The sequence below is a fragment of the Bradyrhizobium sp. LjRoot220 genome (assembly GCF_964252915.1).
Classification (GTDB): Bacteria; Pseudomonadota; Alphaproteobacteria; order Rhizobiales; family Xanthobacteraceae; genus Bradyrhizobium.
The window spans coordinates 1,199,743-1,220,080 of record NZ_CAXUPS020000001.1 but is presented as its reverse complement, the minus strand read 5'-3'; the positions used below and the strand labels follow the sequence as shown (position 1 = coordinate 1,220,080).

Sequence of the window (20,338 nt, the reverse complement as noted above, 5' to 3'; positions counted from 1 at the left end):
CATCCAGTTGAAGTCGACGCCGGAAACATATCCAGGCGCGATCGTTTTTCCGTTTCGTAACTGCAAGGGAATCACATGATGAAACTTGGAAGTCCGAAACTCAGAACTCTTGGATTGGCCGCAGTGCTTACGTTCGCAAGCACGTTGGCCATCGCGCAAACCGGAACTGGTTCGACCGGTGGCAGCACCGCGCCTGGCGGATCGAGTTCGGTCGGTGGATCGGCGCCGAGCACTACGACTCCGGGATCATCGACAGGCGGAAGCACGACCGGCAGTTCCACCGCCGGGAGTTCCACCGGTTTGAGCAACGATGCCGGCAGCGCCGCCGCCGGCGCGAACAGCGCGCGGAATCCATCAGGAAACCCCGCTATCAATACCTCCCCCAGCGGATCGCCGGTGCAGCCAGGTTCGGGCGCGCCGCGGTAGTCAGGGACCGGCAATATTGAGACATGAAAGCCGCCTCATGGCGGCTTTCTTTTGCCCGGTCGGTGCGTTTGGCGGCTCTTCTCCGAAATCGCGATAGCCCGGCTTGCTGTGTGACGTCAGTCACGGCAAAGGCCCGGCCGGTGCCGTATCCCTGTGATCACGGATGGCGGGAATGGTCTCGCTCCAACGACACATGGGAGACGACAATGGTGAACTTCAAGAATTCAGATCAGTCGGTCCGTCTGCTCGACGACGCCGCCTTGGAAATCGTGGCCGGCGGCGTGAAGGACGGCGGCTGCATTCCGGGCCGCCCCCTGCCCAAGCCGCCGTACCCGACCGGCGACTGGACGTTCAAGGACGTCTTCGCGCGTTGGACCATCGGCTAACGATCAATCCCAAACCAGCAGGAGACCGACATGAACAAGAATGAACTGAGCCTCGACGAACTGAACAAGGTGGCCGGCGGCATGATCAAGACGACCGGGCCACGGCTTCCAACCGGAACCGGTCCGACCTTTCCGACCGACCCGTTTCCGTTCCCGATTCCGTTTGGTCCTCCGATCCGCTTCTGATCATTCGCGACATCAGACCGGCAAGAGGCCGCCAAAACAGGCGGCCTCTTTTGTTGAGAACGTCATTGCGAGCAAAGCGAAGCAATCCATCTGTCCGTTATGCCGCGCTATGGATTGCTTCCGCCTTCGCTCGTTGAGCTACGGCGGACAAGTCGCTTCGCCCGCAATGACGGCGGAACTTGTCTCTATACTTTCGGCGTGCCGCGAAAGCCCATCGCCAGCACGTAGCGCTCCGAGGAATCCTGGCGGCTCGAGGCCGGCTTCACATGTTTCACGGTGGCAAAGTCGCGCTTCAGCTGCGCCAGCAATTCGCCTTCGGCCCCGCTCTGAAACACCTTTGCGACGAAGGTGCCGCCGGGGTTGAGCACCTCGGTGGCAAAGGCCGCGGCGGTTTCGACCAGCCCGATGATACGGAGTTGATCGGTCTTGCGATGACCTGTCGTGTTGGCGGCCATGTCCGACAGTACCACGTCAGCGCGGCCGCCCATCATCGCCAGCAGTTTTTCCGGCGCGTCGTCGGCGAGGAAGTCGAGCTGCGCGAAGGTGACGCCCGCGATTTCCGGCATCTCCAAAAGGTCGATCGCGACCACCTTGCCCTTGCCGCTCGCCGCCCCAATGCGCTTGGCCGCGACCTGGCTCCAGCCGCCGGGGGCTGCGCCGAGATCGACCACCGAGATCCCTGGCTTGAGGAAGCGGTGCTTGTCGTCGATTTCGATCAGCTTGTAGGCCGCGCGCGAGCGCCAGCCGTCCTTCTTGGCCTGCGCCACGTAGGGATCGTTGAGTTGCCGTTCCAGCCAGAGCTTCGATGACAGCTTGCGCTTGCCACCGCTCTTGACCGTAACGTGCAAGCGGCCGGTGGTGTCTTTCGCCATGTCGGTATTCGCCTTTGGATACGATCGAACGCGGTGCAGTGCTTCTCCCTCTCCCCGTTCTTCGCGGGGAGAGGGTTGGGGTGAGGGGCTCTATCCGCGAAATTGGTTCAAGTCGATGGACCTGTACCCCCTCACCCGGATCACATCTACGATGTGATCCGACCTCTCCCCGCAAGCGGGGCGAGGTAAGCGAGCCGGCACGTGCGCCGCCTTAGCACGACCGCAGCGCGCCGTCTTCGCGCATCATTTCAACCAGCATGCCCTCGCGCAGGCCGCGGTCGGCGACGCGCAGGCGCGGCAGCGGGAAGGCGTCGCGGATCGCGTCGAGAATGGCGCAGCCGGCCAGAACCAGATCGGCGCGCTCGAGGCTGATGCAATTGTTGTTGGCGCGCTCCTGATAGCTCATACCGAGCAGCCGCTGGATCACAGTGGTAACATCCGAATTGTTCATCCAGATGCCGTCGATCCGGCGACGCTCGTAGCGCTGCAGATTCAGAAAGACGCCGGCCAGCGTCGTCACGGTGCCCGACGTGCCGAGCAAGTGCATGTCGCGCAAATCTGCGCCGTGCTCGGCCGCGAAGGGTGTCACGTGTTGCGCGACCTCGGCGACCATCCTCGCATAGGATTTGGCCGTGACGTCCTTGCCGCCGAAATGCTCGGCAATGGTGACGACGCCGAGCGGGATCGACATCCAGGCCTTGATCCGCGGCACGGCATTTTCTTGCCCGGGATCGCGCTCGATCCGGACCAGTTCGGTCGATCCGCCGCCGATGTCGAACAGGATCGCGCCCCTCCCTTTGGGGTCGAGCAGCGGCGAACAGCCGATCACCGCCAGCGTCGCCTCGGTCTCGCGGTCGATCACCTCGAGCTTGATGCCGGTTTCCTTGGTGACCTTGTCCCGGAAACTGTCGGCGTTGGCGGCCGCGCGGCAGGCTTCGGTCGCGATCAGCCGCAGGCGGCGGGCCTTGCGATAGCGGATCTTGTCGCTGCAGATGCTCAAGGCCGCAATCGCACGGTCGATCGCCGCCTCGCTGATGGAACCGGTCGCGGAGATGCCCTCGCCGAGCCGGATAATCCGCGAGAACGAATCGACCACGCGGAATCCGTCGCCGGACGGGCACGCGATCAGAAGCCGGCAGTTGTTGGTGCCAAGGTCGAGCGCGGCGTAGACGCCGCTTTCCGCCCCCGCCACAGCCGACCCTGACGGGCTTGCGCGGGCCGCAAGGCCATCGCGAAGCCGCGTATCCTCGTTCATCAAAACTGTCTTTCCGCGGCATAGCTGCCGCCGAAGAATGAGCGTTCACGGAAACTTTAGCAGCGCCAAGGGCCTACGCAACATCCCATCACATAGGACCATGCCCAAACAGGCGTTGTCGCGACGAGACCGGTCGGTTATTTGATCGGGAACCCGCCAAACGGCGGAAATCCGGGCATTTCAGGTATTTTTCGATGCAAGATCATACGTCGCCGTCATCGCTGGAAAACGCTATCGCAGTGCAAAAATACGGCGTCGGGCAGCCTGTGCGCCGCAAGGAGGACGACACGCTGGTCCGCGGCAAGGGCAAATACACCGATGATTTCAGCCTGCCCGGCCAGGCCCATGCCTGGATCGTGCGTTCCAGCCACGCCCATGGAATCATCCGCGGCATCGACATCAAGGCGGCGCGGACCATGCCGGGCGTGCTCGGCGTCTGGACCGGCCAGGACCTTGTTGCCGCCGGCTACAACCCCTTCACCTGCGGCCTGCCGCTCAAGAGCCGCGACGGCTCGCCGCTGCTGCAGACCAACCGTATGGCATTGGCCACCGACAAGGTGCGCTTCGTCGGCGATCCCGTGGCCTTTGTCGTCGCCGATACGCTGGCGCAGGCGCGCGATGCGGCGGAAGCCGTCGAGCTCGATATCGAGCCGCTGCCGGCCGTGACCGATGCCGAGGAAGCCGCCCAACCCGGCGCGCCGCAGCTCTACGATCACATTCCGAGCAATGTCGCGCTCGACTACCACTATGGCGACACCGCTAAGATCGATGCCGCATTCGCTAGCGCCGCGCATGTGACCAAAGTGGATATCGTCAACACCCGCGTCGCCGTGGTGTCGATGGAGCCGCGCGTGGCGCTGGCGTCCTACGACAAGGCCAGCGAGCGCTTCACCATTCAAGTGCCGACCCAGGGCGTTTCCGGCAACAAGGTCACGTTTGCAAAGATCCTCAACGTGCCGAACGACAAGGTTCGCATCCTGACCGCCAATGTCGGCGGCTCGTTCGGCATGAAGAACATGAACTATCCGGAATACACCTGCATCGCCCATGCTTCGAAGGTGCTGGGCCGCCCGGTGAAATGGACCGACGAGCGCTCGACCAGCTTCCTGTCCGACAGCCACGGCCGCGCGCAGACCATGCATTGCGAACTGGCGCTCGATGCCGAAGGCAAATTCCTCGCCGTGCGCCTGAACGGCTACGGCAATCTCGGCGCCTACATCACCGGCGTGGCGCCGGGGCCGCTGTCGCTCAACACCGCCAAGAACCTAGCGAGCGTCTACCGCACGCCGCTGCTCGGCGTCGACATCAAGACGGTGCTGACCAACACCACGCTGATGGGCGCCTATCGCGGCGCCGGCCGGCCCGAGGCCAATTACTACATGGAGCGGCTGATCGACCGCGCCGCCGACGAGATGGGCATCAACCGGCTGACCCTGCGCAAGCGCAACTTCATCAGGCCGGCGCAACTGCCGTTCCCGGCGGCATCCGGCGTCACCTATGACAGCGGCGATTTCCAGGGCGTCTTCAGCAAGGCATTGGAGCTGTCCGACCACGCCAATTTTGCCAAGCGCAAGAAGGAAAGCAGGAAGCAGGGAAAACTTCGCGGCATCGCCGTCGGCTCCTATCTCGAAGTCACCGCGCCGCCGAGCGGCGAACTCGGCAAGATCAATTTCGAGCGTGATGGTTCGGTGAAGCTCACGACCGGCACGCTGGATTACGGCCAGGGCCACGCCACGCCGTTCGCGCAGGTGCTGTCCGCGCAGCTCGGCGTGCCCTTCGAGAAGATCACGCTCGAACAGGGCGACAGCGATCTGGTGCGCTTCGGCAACGGCACCGGCGGCTCGCGCTCGATCACCGCGACCGGCCAGGCGATCGTCGAAGCCGCGGCGCTCGTGATAGCCAAAGGCAAGCAGGCGGCGGCGCATCTGATGGAGGCCAGCGAGGGCGACATCGAATTCGGCAATGGCCGTTTCACCATCGCCGGCACCGACCGCTCGATCGACATCATGGAGCTGGCGCAGCGGCTGCGCGACGGCAAGGTGCCGGAGGGTGTGCCCGATACGCTCGACGTCGACCACGCCACCAAGGACACGCCCTCGACCTTCCCCAATGGGTGCCACGTCGCCGAAGTCGAAATCGATCCGGATACCGGCGTGACGCAAATCGTGCGCTACACCGGGATCTCTGACTTCGGCACCATCGTCAATCCGATGATCGTCGACGGCCAGTTGCATGGCGGCGTCGCGCAGGGCATCGGCCAGGCACTGATGGAGGAAGTCAGCTACGATTCCAGCGGCCAGCCGATCACCGGCTCGTTCATGGATTACGCGATGCCGCGCGCCGGCGACATCCCGCTGATGGCCACCGCCGACCATCCCTCGCCCGCCAAATCCAACCCGCTGGGCACCAAAGGCTGCGGCGAAGCCGGCTGCGCCGGCAGCCTCGCCTGCATCGTCAACGCTGTCATCGACGCGCTGTCCGAATACGGCATCAGGCAGATCGATATGCCATTGACTTCGGAACGCGTCTGGCGTGCGATCCAGGAGGCCAAAGCGAACAAGGCGGCATAGGATGCAACCAGCCATCATCGGTGAACTGCAGGCAGCGTTCGACGCCACGACGATCCTGACCGGCACCGATATCGATGCGCGCTATTACACCGACATCGCCGGCGTTGCCGTCGCGCCGCCGCTCGCGGTGATGCGGCCGCGCTCAACCGAGGACGTCTCGCGGTTTCTGGCGATGTGCCACCGGGCGCGCGTCGCGGTCACGACCCAGGGCGGCATGACCGGGCTGGTCGGCGCCACCATGCCGATGGCGGGCGAAATCGTGCTGTCGATGGAGCGCATGAACGCGATCGAAGAGGTCGATACCGGCGGCGGGGTCGTCATCGCCCAGGCCGCCGTGCCGCTGCAGCGCGTCCAGGAGCGCGTCGCGGAGCACGGCTACATGTACCCACTCGATCTCGGCGCCCGCGGCAGCTGCACGATCGGCGGCAACATCTCGACCAATGCCGGCGGCAATCGGGTGATCCGCTACGGCATGACGCGCGATCTCGTGCTCGGGCTCGAAGCTGTTCTCGCCGACGGCACCGTGCTCAAGGGCGTGCGCAAATACATCAAGAACAACACCGGCACCGACCTCAAGCAATTGTTCATCGGCACCGAAGGCACGCTCGGCGTGGTGACGCGCGCCGCGTTGCGGATTTTTCCGGCGCCGGCCGAGCAGCAGGTGGTGCTATGCGCGCTTGCGAGTTTCGACAAGGTGCGGGCGCTGCTCGACCTGTCGCGCAAGCGGCTTGGCGGCGAACTCACCGCCTTCGAGGTGATGTGGAACAGCTACTATCGCCTTGTGACCCAGCTGGTAAGAGGCGTCGCGGCGCCGCTGCCGACCAACCATCCGTTCTACCTGTTGATGGAATCCTCGGGCAGCGATGCCGAGCGCCTTCGCAACGACGTCGAAAAACTGCTTGAAGAAGCGCTAGGTGAAGGCATCATCCTCGATGCGATCATCGCCAGTTCAGGCGCGGCCAGTGCAGCGATCTGGCGGGTGCGCGATTCCAGCGTGGAACTAAGCCGCGCGACCGCGCCCACCGTCGGCTTCGACATTAGCCTCGCCATCGACCAGATGGAACCGTTTACGGAAGCCGTCGCAAAGGCGATCAAGGCGATCGACAAGGACGCCTTCACCGTCGTGCTCGGGCACGTCGGCGACGGCAATCTGCACGTCAACACCAAATACTCGCCGCCGGCCGACAAGCATGAGGAGATGAAGAAGCTGGTCTTCGGCCTCACCAGCGAGTTCGGCGGTTCGATCTCGGCCGAGCACGGCATCGGCATCTCCCGGCGGCCGTATCTCAAGCTCAGCCGTACCGCAGAGGAGATCGAAACCATGCGCACGCTGAAGCGCGCGCTCGATCCGCATCACATCCTCAATCCCGGGCGCGTCTTCGAGATGTGAAGCGCGCCGGTTATGCGGCGAGCTTCAGGGCACGGTCCAGAAGCTCCAGCCGGTCCTGGCCCCAGAAAATCTCGCCCGAGGGCAATACGTAGCTCGGCGCGCCGAACACGCCGGCCTTCAGGGCATCTTGCGTATACTGCTCGTACAGCGCATCGAGCTCCGCGTCCGATGGGCCGCCGGCCCGCAGCGCGGCGGCGTCGAGGCCGGCGCGTTGCGCTGCCGATGCCATGACGGCCGGGTCGGCAAACGATTCCTCGCGCTCCCAGATTGCGCGGCCCAGTTCCAGTGACAATTTGTGGGCGTCCTTGCCTTGCAATTTGGCCGCGATCACGAGGCGCGTTGCGGCCGCATCATCGCTCGGAAAATATTTGGGCTCGACATTGAGCGGCAGTCCCCGCACCTCGCGCCAGCGCCTGAGTTCCATCATCCGGTAGGCCTGCCGCTGCGGCGAGCGCTTTGGCAGCGGCAGCCCGCCGGTTTGCTCGAAAATGGGGCCGAACTTGGCCGGCTTGACGTTCACCGTTGCGCCGTAGCGGCGTGCGATCTCGGCGAACGGGCCGCTGCCCATGTAGGTCCAGGGCGAGTTGAGCGACAGATAATAGTCGATGGAAAGGGCCATGATTATGCCGCCGCCTGTTCACGCGGCTGGTAGATCGCGGTGTGATGGCAATGCGCCAGCGGCGTCTTGCCGTTGGCGACCACCAGCGCGTCGAGCTCGACGAACCGGTGCCCCTTCTTGTCGTAATTGCCGACGACCCGCGCACGCGCGGTCAACTCATCGCCGATGCGGGCCGCGGACACTAGCTGCATCGTTATCCCGACATGAATCCAGGGGCCCATGATGGCGTTGTCGACCAGCACCTTGTTCATCACCCGCGGCAGCAGGCCGGGATGGCCGAGCCCTTCGCTGGCGTAGATCGTCTCGGTTTCACGGATATCCGCCAGATATCCTTGTGCCGCGTCCGCCGCCCAGCGGCGCGGCACCGCGCCGAGCCATTTACCCTGGGCATACGACGTTGCGTCCACCGGCTTGCGCTCGCCTACCGCTGCGACCTCGACAAAGTCGGAAAGCGAAAATTGCGGCGCTGCCGGTGGCAGCGATGCCGTGCCTGACGCGCAAAGCTCTCCCCGGCTCTCAACCTGGATCGCAAGCACGCCGCCGGCTTCTTCGCCGATGACATCGGCCTGCTCGCCGTCATAGACCGGCTTGACGAAACGCGCCTCGATCAGTCCGCGCTCGAGAAAGGCCCGGCCCCATTTGGCGACCGGCAGGTGCATCATGTAGGCCATGATGTCGACACCGGGCACCAGACCGCCGCTGAAACCATAGCGCTTGGCCACGGTGTCATCGTGCATTTTGTTCTCGGAATGCTTGGACGTGTTGTAGGCCGAGACCCGATACGGCCCGATGCGGCTTGTCATGCCCGTTTCCTCTGGTTTCTTGTTGTTTCCGGGCATTATCGTACGCAAAGAAAGTGCCGTGGCAAGCGTGTTCCCCGGCCTGTTTCCCTCGCATTTTTCCGCCCCATGGAGTACCACGCGCGGACGAGACGACCTGACCGAATCCAGCCCGATGAACTGACCTGAAGTGCCTGACTTGAACCCACCCCGCATTTATGTCGACGCCGACGCCTGCCCGGTCAAGGACGAGATCTACAAGGTCGCGAGCCGGCATGGCCTGCCGGTCAGCGTGGTCGCGGGCAGTTTCATCCGCGTGCCGCAGGATCCGCTGATCGAGCGCATCGCCGCCGGCGCCGGGATGGATGCCGCCGACGACTGGATCGCGGAACACGCCGGCAAGGGCGACATCGTCATCACCTCGGATATTCCGCTGGCCAGCCGCTGCGTGAAATCAGGCGCCGATGTGATCGCGCCGAACGGCAAGCCGTTCACCGAACAGTCGATCGGCATGACCCTGGCGGTGCGCAACCTGATGACCGATCTGCGCTCGTCCGGTGAAGTCACCGGTGGCCCACGATCGTTTGCGCCGCGCGACCGCTCGGCGTTTCTCTCCGCGCTCGACCAGACCATCCGGCGCATCCAGCGTCAGCGGGCCCAAGCGCCTGCGCCGAACCAGAATTGAGCTGACCGATGGCGCCGCCGCTGATCCAGTTGAAGGATATCGCACTGACCTTTGGCGGCACGCCGCTATTGTCCGGCGTCGAACTGTCCGTGTCGTCGGCCGAGCGCGTCTGCCTGATCGGCCGCAACGGCTCCGGCAAATCGACGCTGCTGAAAATCGCCGCGGGCCTGGTCGAGCCCGACAGCGGCAGCCGCTTCGTGCAGCCCGGCGCCACCATCCGCTATCTGCCGCAGGAGCCTGATTTCGGCGAGCACAAGACCACGCTGGCCTATGTCGAAGCCGGCCTCAACCCGGGCGACGACCATTATCAGGCCCGCTATCTCATCGAGCAACTCGGCTTAAGCGGCGAGGAAGACCCTGCGCACGTCTCGGGCGGCGAAGCGCGCCGTGCGGCGCTGGCGCGGGTGCTGGCGCCCGAGCCCGACATCCTCCTGCTGGACGAGCCGACCAACCATCTCGATCTCACCACCATCGAATGGCTGGAAGGCGAACTGGAAAGCCGCCGCTGCGCGCTGGTCATCATCAGCCATGACCGCCGCTTCCTCTCCAACCTGTCGCGCTCCACCGCCTGGCTCGACCGCGGCCAGATCAAGCAGATCGACCGCGGCTTTTCCGCCTTCGAGGCCTGGCGCGACGAAGTGTTGGCCGAGGAAGAGCGCGACCAGCACAAGCTCGACCGCAAGATCGTCAACGAGGAGCACTGGCTGCGCTATGGCGTCTCCGGCCGGCGCAAGCGCAACGTCAAGCGGCTCGGCAATCTGCATGCGCTGCGCGACCAGCGGCGCACCTATCGCGGCGCCACTGGCAATGCCAGCCTCGCCGCCGCCGAAGCGGACAAGTCCGGCAAGCTCGTCATCGAAGCCAAGAACATCAGCAAATCGTTTGGCGACCGCAAGATCGTCGACGGGTTCTCGATCCGGGTCCAGCGCGGCGACCGCATCGGCATCGTCGGTCCGAACGGCGCCGGCAAGACCACGCTGATCGACATGCTCACCGGCGGCAGCCCGCCCGATAGCGGCAACCTCCGCCTCGGCGCCAATATCGAGATGGCGACGCTGGACCAGCACCGCGAAAGCCTCGACCCAAAATCGACGCTGGCCGATGCCCTGACCGGCGGCGGCAGCGACCACGTCATGATCGGCGGCAAGCCGAAGCATGTCGTCAGCTACATGAAGGATTTTCTGTTCGCGCAGGAGCAGATGCGCACGCCGCTCGAAGTGCTGTCCGGCGGCGAGCGGGGGCGGCTGATGCTGGCGCGCTCATTGGCGAAGGCGTCCAACCTGCTGGTACTGGACGAGCCGACCAACGACCTCGATCTCGAAACCCTCGACGTGCTCGAGGAAATGCTCGGCGATTACGAAGGCACCGTGATCCTGATCAGCCATGACCGCGATTTCCTCGATCGCGTCGTGACCTCGGTGATCGCGCCCGAAGGCGACGGACGCTGGGTCGAATATGCCGGCGGTTACACCGACATGCTGGCGCAGCGCGGCGCGGATTTGAAGCGTGAGGCAGTCAAGGTCGCCGAAGAGAAACGGGAATCGAGGGCTGCCGCTGGCGCGGCTTCGACCGGACCAAAACGGCGGCTCAATTTCAACGAGAAGCACGCGCTGGAAACGCTGCCCAAGGCCATGGCGAAACTGCAGGCCGAGATTGCCAAGCAGCAGCGTATCCTCGACGACCCCGATCTCTACAAGAAGAACCGCAAGAAGTTTGATTCCGCCTCCGATGCGCTTACAAAGGCGCAGAAGGAATTGCAGGAAGCCGAAGACAAGTGGCTTGAGCTTGAAGTTCTGCGGGAAGAGATTGAGCAGGCGTAATGCGGATGGGTAGAGCGCGGCGAAACCCATCGTGCCCCGTGGATACTGTTTGATGGGTTTCGCTTCCCTCTACCCATTCCTACGACTGAGGAATCTGATGACCACACCCCTCGCCGCCAAGATCGCCCGTGAATACGGCACCCCGGCCGCCGTCATCGACATGGACCGGGTCGAGCGCAACATTGCGCGGATCCAGGCGGCCTGCGATGCCGCAGGGGTCGCCAACCGACCGCACATAAAAACCCACAAGAGCCCGCTGCTGGCGACCATGCAGATCAAGGCCGGCGCCAAGGGCATCACCTGCCAGAAGCTTGGCGAAGCCGAAGTGATGGCGGACGCCGGCATCGACGACATCCTGATCAGCTACAATCTGATCGGCGAGGAAAAGATGGCGCGGCTCGGCGCGCTGCAGGGCAAGGCCCACATGACGGTCGCCTGCGATAATTCTGTTGTCGTGGCAGGTCTGCCGCAGGCAGCTGCGGCGTCAGGACGTCCGCTTTCCGTGGTGGTCGAATGCGATACCGGGCGCAAGCGCGCAGGTGTCGAAACCCCGGCCGAGGCGATCGCACTCGCGCGCGAGATCGCGGGCTCCAAGGGGCTGAAATTCGCGGGCTTCATGCTGTACCCGACTGAGACCGGCTGGGTGGAAGCACAGAGGTTTTTCGATGAAGCGCTGGCCGGCGTCCGCGCCCACGGCCTCGACGCCACGATGGTCTCCACCGGCGGTTCGCCGAACATGAAGAATCTCGGCAAGCTCAAGGGCGCCACCGAACATCGGCCCGGCACCTACATCTATAACGACCGCATGCAGGTCGCCGCCGGCGTCGCCGGCTGGGACGATTGCGCGCTCAGCATCTATTCGACGGTCGTCAGCCGCGCCGGCCCGGACCGCGGCATTCTCGACGCCGGCTCCAAGACGCTGACCTCGGATACCGGCGGCGGGCTGGAAGGCCACGGCCTGATCCTGGAGCATCCCGAAGCCAAGATCGCGCGCTTTGCCGAGGAACATGGTTTTCTCGACCTCACCCGCAGCAACACCCGCCCGAGCGTCGGCGATGTCGTGCGCATCGTGCCCAACCATGTCTGCGTCGTCGTCAACATGATGGACGAAGTAGTAATGGTGCGCGGCGAGGAAATATTGGGAACGCTGCCGGTGGCGGCACGGGGGAAGTTAAGGTAATCGGCGCCCGCGCACCCTTCGAGGCTCGCAAGCGCTCGCACCTCAGGATGACGCTCTCTCTAGTAGCCGTCACCTGAGATGCCGTAGCGCAGCGGAGGCCTCGAAGGGCGACGGCGTTCATTCGGCTCCCAACCACTTCAGCACCCCCCTGCCCGCGGCAGCCCCCGTCGCGAACGACGCCTGCAGCAGATAGCCGCCGGTCGGGGCTTCCCAATCCAGCATTTCGCCGGCGGCAAACACGCCCGGTAAGCGGCGGATCATGAAATTGGCGTCAAGTTCATCGAAGGCGATACCGCCCGCGGTCGAGATCGCGCGCGCGATCGGTGCGACTCCGGTCAACTGGATCGGTACGGCGTTGATCAAACGCGCAAGATCTGCTGGCGACAACGACGCCAACGACACACCGGATGTTTTCGCCGCCTCCTGCAGCAGTCCGATCGCAACGGGCGAGAGATGCGCGGCCTTGCGCAGGAAACTGGAGAACGACTGTTTCCCCTTTGGCGCCGACAGCCGCGCGGTCAATTCCTCGATGGCTAGATCAGGCCGTACCCCGACGTGCAGCGTCGCCTGCCCCTTGCTGAGGATCGCTTCGCGCAAATCCGCCGACAGCGCATAGATCGCGCCGCCTTCGATGCCCGTGCGGGTAACGATCGCTTCGCCGCGAACGGTGCGTGCACCGAACGTCAGCGCGACGCCCTTGAGCGGCTGGCCTTCGAACCGATCCCGAAAAATACCGGACCAGGGAACAGTGAAACCGGAATTGGCCGGGCGGAGCTCGGATATCTTCACGCCCCTGGCGGCGAGTGTTTCCGCCCAGGCGCCGTCGGAGCCGAGTCGCGGCCAGCTTGCGCCACCGAGCGCGAGCACCGTTGCACTGGCGTCGATCTCGCGTTGGCCGTCGGGTGTTTGAAACTGGAGGCGACCATTCTCGTGCCAACCGGTCCAGCGATGGCGCAGTGCGAGTTGCACGCCGAGCCCGTTCAGCCGCCGCAGCCATGCCCGCAGCAGTGGTGAGGCCTTGAATGCTTTCGGAAAGACGCGGCCGCTGGAGCCGACGAAGGTCGGTTGCCCCAGCGCCTCGCTCCAGTCGCGCAGCGCTTGCGGCGGGAAGGCGTCGATCGCCGCATTCAGGTTCGGCATTGCTTCGGCGTATCGTGCGAGAAACGCCGGCAGCGGTTCGCTGTGCGTCAGATTGAGTCCGCCCCGCCCGGCCATCAGCAACTTGCGGCCGGCGGATGGCATCGCGTCATAGACGGTGACGGCAGCACCGCCTTGCGCGAGTACTTCCGCGGCCATCAGGCCGGCGGGGCCGGCGCCGATGATGGCGACGTGGGTGTGAGTCGAAGACATTTCGCAATGTAGGCCGGATCACGCACCACAAGAACAGCCGTCATGCCCGGGCTTGTCCCGGGCATCCACGACTTGCTTTCGATGTGGTCCTAAAGACGTGGATGGCCGGGTCAAGCCCGGCCATGACGGAACTAGATGTGATGCGCGACGACTACAGCTTGATCCCCGCCCGCGCCGCGGCCTGCCCCACATACTTCTGCGTTTGCTCGAACGCCCCCTGCAGCGCCTTGGCGGTCGACATGTCGCCGATCGCGGCAAAGTTTGCCGCGATCGCGTCCGGCGTCCAGTCGGACTGCGGCAGGTTGATGCCTTCGGTTTCCACGACCTTGATCACCGCGAACGAGCCGGCGCCGGCTCCCATGATGGTGCGCGTCGGGGCGTCCTCGCTGAGCAAGAATTCCACCGCCGGCGTAATCGCCTCGGGGCGCATCAGCGCCAGCGCCTGCGGCGGCAGCAGTTCTTCGGTCATCCGCGTCGCCGCGGTTGGCGAGATGGTGTTGACGCGAATGTTGTTCTTGCGGCCCTCCTCGGCCAGCACGTTCATCAGGCCGATCATACCGGCTTTGGCCGCGCCATAATTGGCCTGGCCGAAATTGCCGAACAGGCCCGACGACGAGGTGGTCAGCACGATGCGCCCATAGTTGCGCTCGCGCATGCCATCCCACACCGCCTTGCAGCAGTAGAACGTACCGACGAGATGGACATCGAGTACTTTGGCAAAGTCGGCGACGTCCATTTTTGCGAACGACTTGTCGCGAAGAATGCCGGCATTGGCGCACAGCAGATCGACGCTGCCCCACTCTTTCGTTGCCCGCTCGACCATCGCCGTGACTTGTCCGAACTTCGAGACGTCGGCGCCATCGGCCATCGCGGTGCCGCCAGCTTTGCGGATTTCCTCGACCACAGCTTCGGCCGGCGTCAGCGAACCACCGGTGCCGTCGCGCGCGCCGCCGAAATCATTGACCACCACCTTGGCGCCGCGGCTGGCCAGCCCCAGCGCATGTGCCCGTCCCAGCCCATTGCCCGCGCCGGTGACGATAGCGATGCGTCCGTCAAACCTGATTGTCATGCGTAAGATTCCCGGATGTGAGTTTTCTCGTCATGCCCGGCCTTGTGCCGGGCATCCACGTCTTGTTCGCTGCTGCATAGCAAGACGTGGATGGCCGGGACAAGCCCGGCCATGACGACGGAGGTATTAAGCGAAATAGATCAAGCCGAGCCAGTTGGCGACCAAGGCGGGCTTTGCTTCACCCTCGATCTCGACCGTGACATTCGTGCGCGACTGCAGTTCCTTCGGTTTGCGCAAAATTGCCTCCAGCAGCGTGAAACGGCCGCGGACGCGCGAGCCCGCGCGCACCGGCGACATGAAACGGAGCCGGTCGAACCCGTAATTCACGCCCATCGTGGTGCCCTCGATGACCGGCATCACCTCATAGGACATGATCGACAGCAGCGACATCGTCAGAAAGCCGTGCGCCACGGTGGTGCCGAACGCGGTTTCCTTCTTGGCGCGCTCGGGATCGACATGGATGAACTGGTGGTCCTCGATCACATCGGCATAGACGTTGATGCGGTTCTGATCGACCAGATGCCATGATGACACGCCGATCTCCTTGCCGACCATCGCCTGGTAGGCCTCGAACGACACCGGCGGTTTCTTCCAGACTTCATTCATTCGCTAACTCTCCGATCCGGCGGTCCGCACCTTCTGCAGTTCCGGAAACTGTTCTTCGCGGAATTCCGTTCCGCGCAGCGCATCGCTGCGATTATTGTCGTGCTCCAGCCGGCGCAACTGCACGCGGCGGATTTTTCCCGAGATGGTTTTCGGTAGTTCGGTGACGAGCTCGATGCGGCGGATGCGCTTGAACGGCGCGAGCCGGGTGTGCAGATGGTTGAAGATCGACAATGCGGTTTCCGGCGAGCGCTCGACGCCCGCGACCAGCAACACATAGGCCTTCGGAATCGCGAGCCTGATTGGATCAGGACTGGGAACCACGGCGGCTTCGGCCACCGATTCATGCTCCAGCAGCACACTCTCCAGCTCGAACGGGCTGATGCGATAGTCGGACGATTTGAACACGTCGTCGGATCGGCCGACGAACGTAAGGTATCCCTCGTCATCGGCGAACACGACGTCGCCGCTGCGATAGAGATCGCCGTCGGCGCCGCTCAGTTTGCCGTCTTCGCCCTGATAACCCTGCATCAGGCCCGCCGGCCGGTCGGCGCCAAGCACCAGCGTGACCTCGCCCTCCTTGGTGACGTGGCCGTCACTGTCGGTGATCTGCACGCGATAGCCAGGCAGCGGCCGGCCCATCGATCCGATTTTGACTTTCTGGCCCGGCGAATTGCCGGCGAGCGCGGTGGTCTCGGTCTGGCCGTAGCCGTCGCGGATGGTCAGGCCCCAAGCGGCGCGGACCTGATCGATCACTTCGGGGTTGAGCGGCTCGCCGGCGCCGCAGACTTCGCGCAAGGAGACCTTGAAGTCCGCGAGCTTCTCCTGGATGAACAGCCGCCACACAGTCGGCGGCGCGCACAACGTCGTCACGCCGCAGCGCCCGATGGTCGCCAGCAGCGCCTTGGCGTCGAAGCGTGGCTGGTTGACCACGAACACGGTGGCGCCGGCATTCCAGGGCGCGAACAGGCAGCTCCAGGCGTGCTTGGCCCAGCCCGGCGAGGAAATATTCAGGTGCACGTCGCCGGGCTGCAGCCCGAGCCAGAACATCGTCGACAACGCGCCGACGGGATAACTGCGCTGGCTGTGCCGCACCAATTTTGGCTTTGCCGTGGTGCCCGAGGTGAAATACAGCAGCATCGGATCGTCGGCGTTGGTCGGACCGTCCGGGGCAAAGGCTTCCGACGCACTCGCCGCCTCTTCGAACGGCAGCCAGCCCTCATGCTCCGCGGTTGCACCGACCACGATCCGCACCAAACCCCCAGCACCAAGGCTTGCGAATTTCGCAACCTGATCCTGCGAGGCCACCACCACCTTGGCGCGGCCGCGGTCGAGCCGGTCGCGCAACTCATCGGGCGTGAGCAGCGTGGTCGCGGGAATCACGATGACGCCGAGTTTCATCGCCGCCAGCATGGTCTCCCATAGCGGCACGACATTGCCGAGCAGCAGCAGCAAATGATCGCCGCGCTTCAGCCCCTGCGCGCGCAGGAAGTTGGCGACCTGGTTGGAACGGCGCGACAGTGCGGCAAAGGAGAGCTTTGTCTCCTTGTCGCTGCCGGCATCGACGATCCACAGCGCCGCGCGGTCTTTGCTGTCGGCATTGCCGGCGAGTTCGGCGTCGAACCAGTCCAGCGCCCAGTTAAAGGGAATCGGGTCCGGCCAGCGGAATCCTTTTACGGCGGCGTCGTAGTCGGTGCGGTGCTTGAGCAGAAAGGCTCGCGCGTCCTGGAAACTCGTCATGTTAAGCCTTACGGTCTAGCAACACCCACAACCGTCATCCTGAGGTGCCGCGCTTGCGCGGCCTCGAAGGATGGGCCGCAAGCACTGCACCAGTCATCCTTCGAGGCTCGCAAGGGCTCGCACCTCAGGATGACGCTATGATTTGCCAGTCAATCCACGAACGTGCTGGATAATCCCGGAAAAATCCACCCCGCCGTGGCCGGCGGCGTCGAACGCCTTGTAGATCTCCTGCGCGTGCTTGCCCAGAGGCGTCACGGCCCCCGCGGCATTGGCGGCATCCTGCGCCAGGGTGAGATCTTTCACCATCAGGTTGGAGGCAAAACCCGGCTTGTAGCCGTTATTGGCCGGCGAGGTCGGAACCGGGCCCGGCACCGGACAATAGGAGGTCAGCGCCCAGCATTGCCCTGATGAGGTCGAGGCGACGTCGAACAGCGCCTGATGGGACAGACCGAGCTTTTCGGCCAGCGCAAACGCCTCGCCGACCCCGATCATGGAAATGCCCAAGATCATGTTGTTGCAGATCTTGGCCGCCTGCCCCGCGCCGGCGCCGCCGCAGTGCACGATCTTCTTGCCCATGTTTTCCAGCACGGGTTTCGCCGCGGCGAACGCCTTGTCCTCGCCGCCGCACATGAAGGTGAGCGTCGCGCCCTTGGCGCCGCCGGTGCCGCCGGACACCGGCGCATCCACCGAGGCCATGCCGTGCTTGGCCGCCAGCGCATGCGCTGCCTTGGCGCTTTCGACGTCGATGGTGGAGCAGTCGATGATCAGTGCGCCCTTGGCCATCGCCGGAACCACATCGGTCCAGACTGAAATCACGTGCTTGCCGGCGGGCAGCATGGTGATGACGGTGTCGGCGCCCTTGACCGCAGCGGCCGCACTCTCGGCGATCGTGGCGCCGTCGCTCCTGGCCTGGTTCTTCGACGCCTCGACCAGATCAAAGGCGATGACCTTGTGGCCGGCCTTGACCAGATTGGCTGCCATCGGCCCACCCATATTGCCGAGGCCAATGAATGCGATATTTGCCATCTCGAATCCTCCGCGTAAGTCGTTCTTGTTTGTTCAGTTAAACTTGAGTTCGTCGGCGCCGATTTCGGCGAAGTAAGGCGCCAGCATCGCCGGCGTCACGTCCTCGATCCGCGGCGGCGACCATTTTGGACTTCTGTCTTTGTCGATCACGGCGGCGCGCACGCCCTCGCGGAAATCGTCGCTGGCAAACACCTCCAGCGCGGCGCGATATTCCCGGACCAGGCACTCCTCCAGCGAGGACGATTCCCGCGCCAGCCGCAACAGCTTCAGCGTGACCACCATGCCGCGCGGCGATTTTTCGTTCAGTGTCTTCAACGTTGCCAGCGCGACTTCCGACCCGTCGCGCTGCAGGCTGGCGACGATGTCTTCCATTCGGTCGTGCGCGAACCAGTTATCGATCTTTTCCTGCATCGCGGCGACGGGCCCTGCGGTCTCGCCGGTCGCAAAGCCCTCGATCAAGGTTTTGATCTCGGCCGAGGTCGCGCCCGCGCCAACCTTGGTCAGCGCCTCGCGCAGCGCTGCCAGTTTGCCAGACGGCACCACCGCATCCGCAAAGCGCGCATGGATCGCGTCAGGACCATTCATGGTCTGGCCGGTCAATCCAAAATAGGTGCCGATCTCGCCTGGCGCATGCGACAGCAGCCAGGTGCCGCCGACGTCCGGAAAGAAGCCGAGCCCGACTTCGGGCATCGCGAGTTTTGTACGTTCGGTTACCACGCGATGGCTGCTGTGCGCGGACAGCCCGACGCCGCCACCCATCACGATGCCGTCCATGAAGGCGACATAGGGTTTTGGGAATTTCTTGATGCGGGCGTTGAGGATGTATTCCTCCCGCCACAGGATTTTGCCGAGATCGCCGCGGACTTTTGAGCTCTCCCAGAGCGCGCGGATATCGCCGCCAGCGCACAGGCCGCGCTCGCCCGCGCCCTCCAGCAGGATCACGGCAACGTCGGGATCAGCCTCAAACTGATCGAGCGCCTTGTCGACGTCGCGAAACATCTCCAGCGTCACGGCATTGATCGCCTTGGGCCGGTTGAGGCGGATCACGCCGCAAGAACCCTCGCGCCGTGCAATCAGGTCGCCCTCGGAATCCGCCGATGTCATCACGCGCCCTCGATCAGTTTTCGCGACACGATCAGCCGCATGATCTCGTTGGTCCCTTCGAGGATCTGGTGCACGCGCAGATCGCGCACGATCTTTTCGATGCCGTATTCGCTGAGATAGCCGTAGCCGCCATGCAGTTGGAGCGCCTGGTTGGCGACCTCGAAACCGACATCGGTGCCAAAGCGCTTGGCCATCGCGCACAGCATGGTCGCATCCGCGTCCTTGCGGTCGAGCGCGGCGGCGGCGCGCCAGACAAACGTCCGCGCCGCCTCCAGTTCGGTCGCCATGTCAGCAAGGCGAAACTGCAGCGCCTGGAATTCATCGAGGCGCTTGCCGAAGGCTTTGCGCTCCTTCATGTAGGCGAGCGATTTATCCAGCGCGTTCTGCGCGCCACCGAGCGAGCACGCCGCGATGTTGATGCGGCCGCCGTCGAGCCCGGCCATCGCGATCTTGAAGCCGATGCCCTCGTCGCCGAGGCGATTTTCAATGGGCACGCGGGCGTTTTCAAAGATCACGGCGCGGGTCGGCTGCGCGTTCCAGCCCATCTTGCGTTCATTAGCGCCGAACGAGAGGCCCGGCGTATCGCCCTCGATCACCAGCGTCGAGATGCCGCCGGGGCCATCGCCGCCGGTGCGCACCATCACCACATAGAGATCGCCCTTGCCGGCGCCTGAAATGAACTGCTTCTGGCCGTTGAGCACATAAAAATCGCCGTCGCGCACCGCGCGGGTGCGCAGCGCGGCTGCGTCCGATCCGGAGCCCGGCTCGGTCAGGCAATAACTCGCCAACAGCTCCATGGTGCAAAGCTTCGGCAGCCATTTCTGGCGCTGGGTGTCGTTGCCATAGGCATCGATCATCCAGGACGCCATGTTGTGGATCGAGATGAACGCCGACACAGTGGGGCAGCCCTGCGCCAGCGCTTCGAAGATCAAGGCGGCGTCAAACCGCGTCAGCGCCGAGCCGCCGACGTCGTCGCGAATATAGACCCCGCCGATGCCGAGCGTCGCCGCCTCGCGCATCACGTCGACGGGAAAATGCTTTTCCTCGTCCCAGCGGATCGCATGCGGCGCGATTTTTTCCGCGGCGAATTCCCGCGCCATCTCGCGAACCGCAATCTGGTCCTCGTTGAGAGCGAAATGCATCAGGGTTCAGTGCCTACCGAGTGCAGCGTTTCCATCGTTTCGCATCATATCGATACCATTTCTCAACCTCATCCTGAGGAGCATCGCGTAGCGATGCGTCTCGAAGGATGGCCCCGGGGAACGACCACGCAAGCCG

General features: G+C 64.2%; 19 protein-coding genes. 7 read left to right on the top strand and 12 right to left on the bottom strand.

The annotated features are described in order from the left end of the window. Nucleotides 1-71: 71 nt before the first annotated feature. Nucleotides 72-374 carry a hypothetical protein gene (locus ACSQ84_RS05125; protein WP_436210531.1) on the bottom strand — a complete coding sequence of 101 codons (303 nt, stop codon included), beginning with the start codon at nucleotides 372-374 and terminating at the stop codon, nucleotides 72-74. Between the two features lie 258 nt (nucleotides 375-632). On the opposite strand from ACSQ84_RS05125, the gene ACSQ84_RS05120 reads away from it, so the two are divergent. Next, nucleotides 633-812, top strand: coding sequence for a hypothetical protein (locus ACSQ84_RS05120; protein WP_436210530.1), 180 nt, complete (start codon nucleotides 633-635; stop codon nucleotides 810-812). A gap of 30 nt (nucleotides 813-842) precedes the next feature. Continuing rightward, nucleotides 843-998: a hypothetical protein gene (locus ACSQ84_RS05115; protein WP_436210529.1), complete on the top strand. Its 156-nt coding sequence runs from the start codon at nucleotides 843-845 to the stop codon at nucleotides 996-998. 185 nt (nucleotides 999-1,183) lie between these two features. On the opposite strand, the gene ACSQ84_RS05110 is transcribed toward ACSQ84_RS05115, so the two are convergent. Both ACSQ84_RS05110 and ACSQ84_RS05105 read right to left on the bottom strand, forming a co-directional pair. Then, the gene (locus ACSQ84_RS05110) at nucleotides 1,184-1,870 is read right to left on the bottom strand and encodes an RlmE family RNA methyltransferase (RefSeq protein ID WP_436210528.1); all 687 of its coding nucleotides are present in this window, start codon (nucleotides 1,868-1,870) and stop codon (nucleotides 1,184-1,186) included. Nucleotides 1,871-2,081: 211 nt separating this feature from the next. Beyond that, the gene (locus tag ACSQ84_RS05105; RefSeq protein WP_436210527.1) at nucleotides 2,082-3,125 is read right to left on the bottom strand and encodes a Ppx/GppA phosphatase family protein; all 1,044 of its coding nucleotides are present in this window, start codon (nucleotides 3,123-3,125) and stop codon (nucleotides 2,082-2,084) included. A gap of 194 nt (nucleotides 3,126-3,319) precedes the next feature. Between ACSQ84_RS05105 and ACSQ84_RS05100 the strand changes: the two genes are divergently transcribed. Both ACSQ84_RS05100 and ACSQ84_RS05095 read left to right on the top strand, forming a co-directional pair. Then, the gene (locus ACSQ84_RS05100) at nucleotides 3,320-5,695 is read left to right on the top strand and encodes a xanthine dehydrogenase family protein molybdopterin-binding subunit (RefSeq protein WP_436210526.1); all 2,376 of its coding nucleotides are present in this window, start codon (nucleotides 3,320-3,322) and stop codon (nucleotides 5,693-5,695) included. Between the two features lies 1 nt (nucleotide 5,696). Next, a complete protein-coding gene (locus ACSQ84_RS05095) occupies nucleotides 5,697-7,085 on the top strand; it encodes an FAD-binding oxidoreductase (protein WP_436210525.1) in 1,389 nt (462 codons plus the stop codon). Nucleotides 7,086-7,095: 10 nt separating this feature from the next. On the opposite strand, the gene ACSQ84_RS05090 is transcribed toward ACSQ84_RS05095, so the two are convergent. Continuing rightward, the gene (locus ACSQ84_RS05090; protein WP_436210524.1) at nucleotides 7,096-7,704 is read right to left on the bottom strand and encodes a 2-hydroxychromene-2-carboxylate isomerase; all 609 of its coding nucleotides are present in this window, start codon (nucleotides 7,702-7,704) and stop codon (nucleotides 7,096-7,098) included. Nucleotides 7,705-7,706: 2 nt separating this feature from the next. Beyond that, the gene (locus ACSQ84_RS05085; RefSeq protein WP_436210523.1) at nucleotides 7,707-8,507 is read right to left on the bottom strand and encodes a hypothetical protein; all 801 of its coding nucleotides are present in this window, start codon (nucleotides 8,505-8,507) and stop codon (nucleotides 7,707-7,709) included. 175 nt (nucleotides 8,508-8,682) lie between these two features. Here ACSQ84_RS05085 and ACSQ84_RS05080 point away from each other — a divergent pair, with 175 nt between their 5' ends. The 3 genes from ACSQ84_RS05080 (at nucleotide 8,683) to ACSQ84_RS05070 (ending at nucleotide 12,168) form a co-directional block, all read left to right on the top strand. After that, nucleotides 8,683-9,168 (top strand): YaiI/YqxD family protein, encoded by a 486-nt coding sequence (locus tag ACSQ84_RS05080; protein WP_436210522.1) that lies wholly within the window; start codon nucleotides 8,683-8,685, stop codon nucleotides 9,166-9,168. 8 nt (nucleotides 9,169-9,176) lie between these two features. Next, nucleotides 9,177-10,988, top strand: a complete 1,812-nt coding sequence (locus ACSQ84_RS05075) for an ABC-F family ATP-binding cassette domain-containing protein (protein WP_436210521.1) — start codon at nucleotides 9,177-9,179, stop codon at nucleotides 10,986-10,988. A 97-nt stretch (nucleotides 10,989-11,085) separates the two neighbouring features. Beyond that, nucleotides 11,086-12,168, top strand: coding sequence for a D-TA family PLP-dependent enzyme (locus ACSQ84_RS05070; protein ID WP_436210520.1), 1,083 nt, complete (start codon nucleotides 11,086-11,088; stop codon nucleotides 12,166-12,168). Nucleotides 12,169-12,285: 117 nt separating this feature from the next. Here the strand turns inward: ACSQ84_RS05070 and ACSQ84_RS05065 are convergent, their stop codons facing one another. The 7 genes from ACSQ84_RS05065 to ACSQ84_RS05035 all read right to left on the bottom strand — a co-directional run bounded on the left by ACSQ84_RS05065 (nucleotide 12,286) and on the right by ACSQ84_RS05035 (nucleotide 20,202). After that, nucleotides 12,286-13,518 (bottom strand): NAD(P)/FAD-dependent oxidoreductase, encoded by a 1,233-nt coding sequence (locus ACSQ84_RS05065; RefSeq protein ID WP_436210519.1) that lies wholly within the window; start codon nucleotides 13,516-13,518, stop codon nucleotides 12,286-12,288. Between the two features lie 151 nt (nucleotides 13,519-13,669). Next, entirely contained in the window at nucleotides 13,670-14,587 is a 918-nt protein-coding gene (locus ACSQ84_RS05060; RefSeq protein WP_436210518.1) for an SDR family NAD(P)-dependent oxidoreductase, read from the bottom strand. Nucleotides 14,588-14,713: 126 nt separating this feature from the next. Further along, nucleotides 14,714-15,193 carry a MaoC family dehydratase gene (locus ACSQ84_RS05055; RefSeq protein ID WP_436210517.1) on the bottom strand — a complete coding sequence of 160 codons (480 nt, stop codon included), beginning with the start codon at nucleotides 15,191-15,193 and terminating at the stop codon, nucleotides 14,714-14,716. A 3-nt stretch (nucleotides 15,194-15,196) separates the two neighbouring features. Beyond that, nucleotides 15,197-16,930, bottom strand: a complete 1,734-nt coding sequence (locus ACSQ84_RS05050) for an AMP-binding protein (RefSeq protein ID WP_436210516.1) — start codon at nucleotides 16,928-16,930, stop codon at nucleotides 15,197-15,199. 135 nt (nucleotides 16,931-17,065) lie between these two features. After that, on the bottom strand, nucleotides 17,066-17,956 hold the full coding sequence (gene mmsB / locus ACSQ84_RS05045) for a 3-hydroxyisobutyrate dehydrogenase (RefSeq protein ID WP_436210515.1): 891 nt from the start codon (nucleotides 17,954-17,956) through the stop codon (nucleotides 17,066-17,068). 33 nt (nucleotides 17,957-17,989) lie between these two features. Beyond that, nucleotides 17,990-19,060: an enoyl-CoA hydratase/isomerase family protein gene (locus tag ACSQ84_RS05040; RefSeq protein WP_436210514.1), complete on the bottom strand. Its 1,071-nt coding sequence runs from the start codon at nucleotides 19,058-19,060 to the stop codon at nucleotides 17,990-17,992. Further along, entirely contained in the window at nucleotides 19,060-20,202 is a 1,143-nt protein-coding gene (locus ACSQ84_RS05035) for an isobutyryl-CoA dehydrogenase (RefSeq protein ID WP_436210513.1), read from the bottom strand. The genes ACSQ84_RS05040 and ACSQ84_RS05035 overlap by 1 nt, the downstream gene beginning before the upstream one ends. Between the last annotated feature and the right edge of the window lie 136 nt (nucleotides 20,203-20,338).

What these genes read in the sequence shown, in the direction of transcription:
- ACSQ84_RS05095 (WP_436210525.1), top strand. Translation starts at nt 5,697, where the DNA reads ATGCAACCAGCCATCATCGGTGAACTGCAGGCAGCGTTCGACGCCACG.
- ACSQ84_RS05065 (WP_436210519.1), bottom strand. Translation starts at nt 13,518, where the DNA reads ATGTCTTCGACTCACACCCACGTCGCCATCATCGGCGCCGGCCCCGCC.
- ACSQ84_RS05075 (WP_436210521.1), top strand. Translation starts at nt 9,177, where the DNA reads ATGGCGCCGCCGCTGATCCAGTTGAAGGATATCGCACTGACCTTTGGC.
- ACSQ84_RS05120 (WP_436210530.1), top strand. Translation starts at nt 633, where the DNA reads ATGGTGAACTTCAAGAATTCAGATCAGTCGGTCCGTCTGCTCGACGAC.
- ACSQ84_RS05115 (WP_436210529.1), top strand. Translation starts at nt 843, where the DNA reads ATGAACAAGAATGAACTGAGCCTCGACGAACTGAACAAGGTGGCCGGC.
- ACSQ84_RS05110 (WP_436210528.1), bottom strand. Translation starts at nt 1,870, where the DNA reads ATGGCGAAAGACACCACCGGCCGCTTGCACGTTACGGTCAAGAGCGGT.
- ACSQ84_RS05090 (WP_436210524.1), bottom strand. Translation starts at nt 7,704, where the DNA reads ATGGCCCTTTCCATCGACTATTATCTGTCGCTCAACTCGCCCTGGACC.
- ACSQ84_RS05085 (WP_436210523.1), bottom strand. Translation starts at nt 8,507, where the DNA reads ATGACAAGCCGCATCGGGCCGTATCGGGTCTCGGCCTACAACACGTCC.
- ACSQ84_RS05040 (WP_436210514.1), bottom strand. Translation starts at nt 19,060, where the DNA reads ATGACATCGGCGGATTCCGAGGGCGACCTGATTGCACGGCGCGAGGGT.
- ACSQ84_RS05070 (WP_436210520.1), top strand. Translation starts at nt 11,086, where the DNA reads ATGACCACACCCCTCGCCGCCAAGATCGCCCGTGAATACGGCACCCCG.
- ACSQ84_RS05060 (WP_436210518.1), bottom strand. Translation starts at nt 14,587, where the DNA reads ATGACAATCAGGTTTGACGGACGCATCGCTATCGTCACCGGCGCGGGC.
- ACSQ84_RS05055 (WP_436210517.1), bottom strand. Translation starts at nt 15,193, where the DNA reads ATGAATGAAGTCTGGAAGAAACCGCCGGTGTCGTTCGAGGCCTACCAG.
- ACSQ84_RS05035 (WP_436210513.1), bottom strand. Translation starts at nt 20,202, where the DNA reads ATGCATTTCGCTCTCAACGAGGACCAGATTGCGGTTCGCGAGATGGCG.
- ACSQ84_RS05105 (WP_436210527.1), bottom strand. Translation starts at nt 3,125, where the DNA reads ATGAACGAGGATACGCGGCTTCGCGATGGCCTTGCGGCCCGCGCAAGC.
- ACSQ84_RS05050 (WP_436210516.1), bottom strand. Translation starts at nt 16,930, where the DNA reads ATGACGAGTTTCCAGGACGCGCGAGCCTTTCTGCTCAAGCACCGCACC.
- ACSQ84_RS05100 (WP_436210526.1), top strand. Translation starts at nt 3,320, where the DNA reads ATGCAAGATCATACGTCGCCGTCATCGCTGGAAAACGCTATCGCAGTG.
- mmsB (WP_436210515.1), bottom strand. Translation starts at nt 17,956, where the DNA reads ATGGCAAATATCGCATTCATTGGCCTCGGCAATATGGGTGGGCCGATG.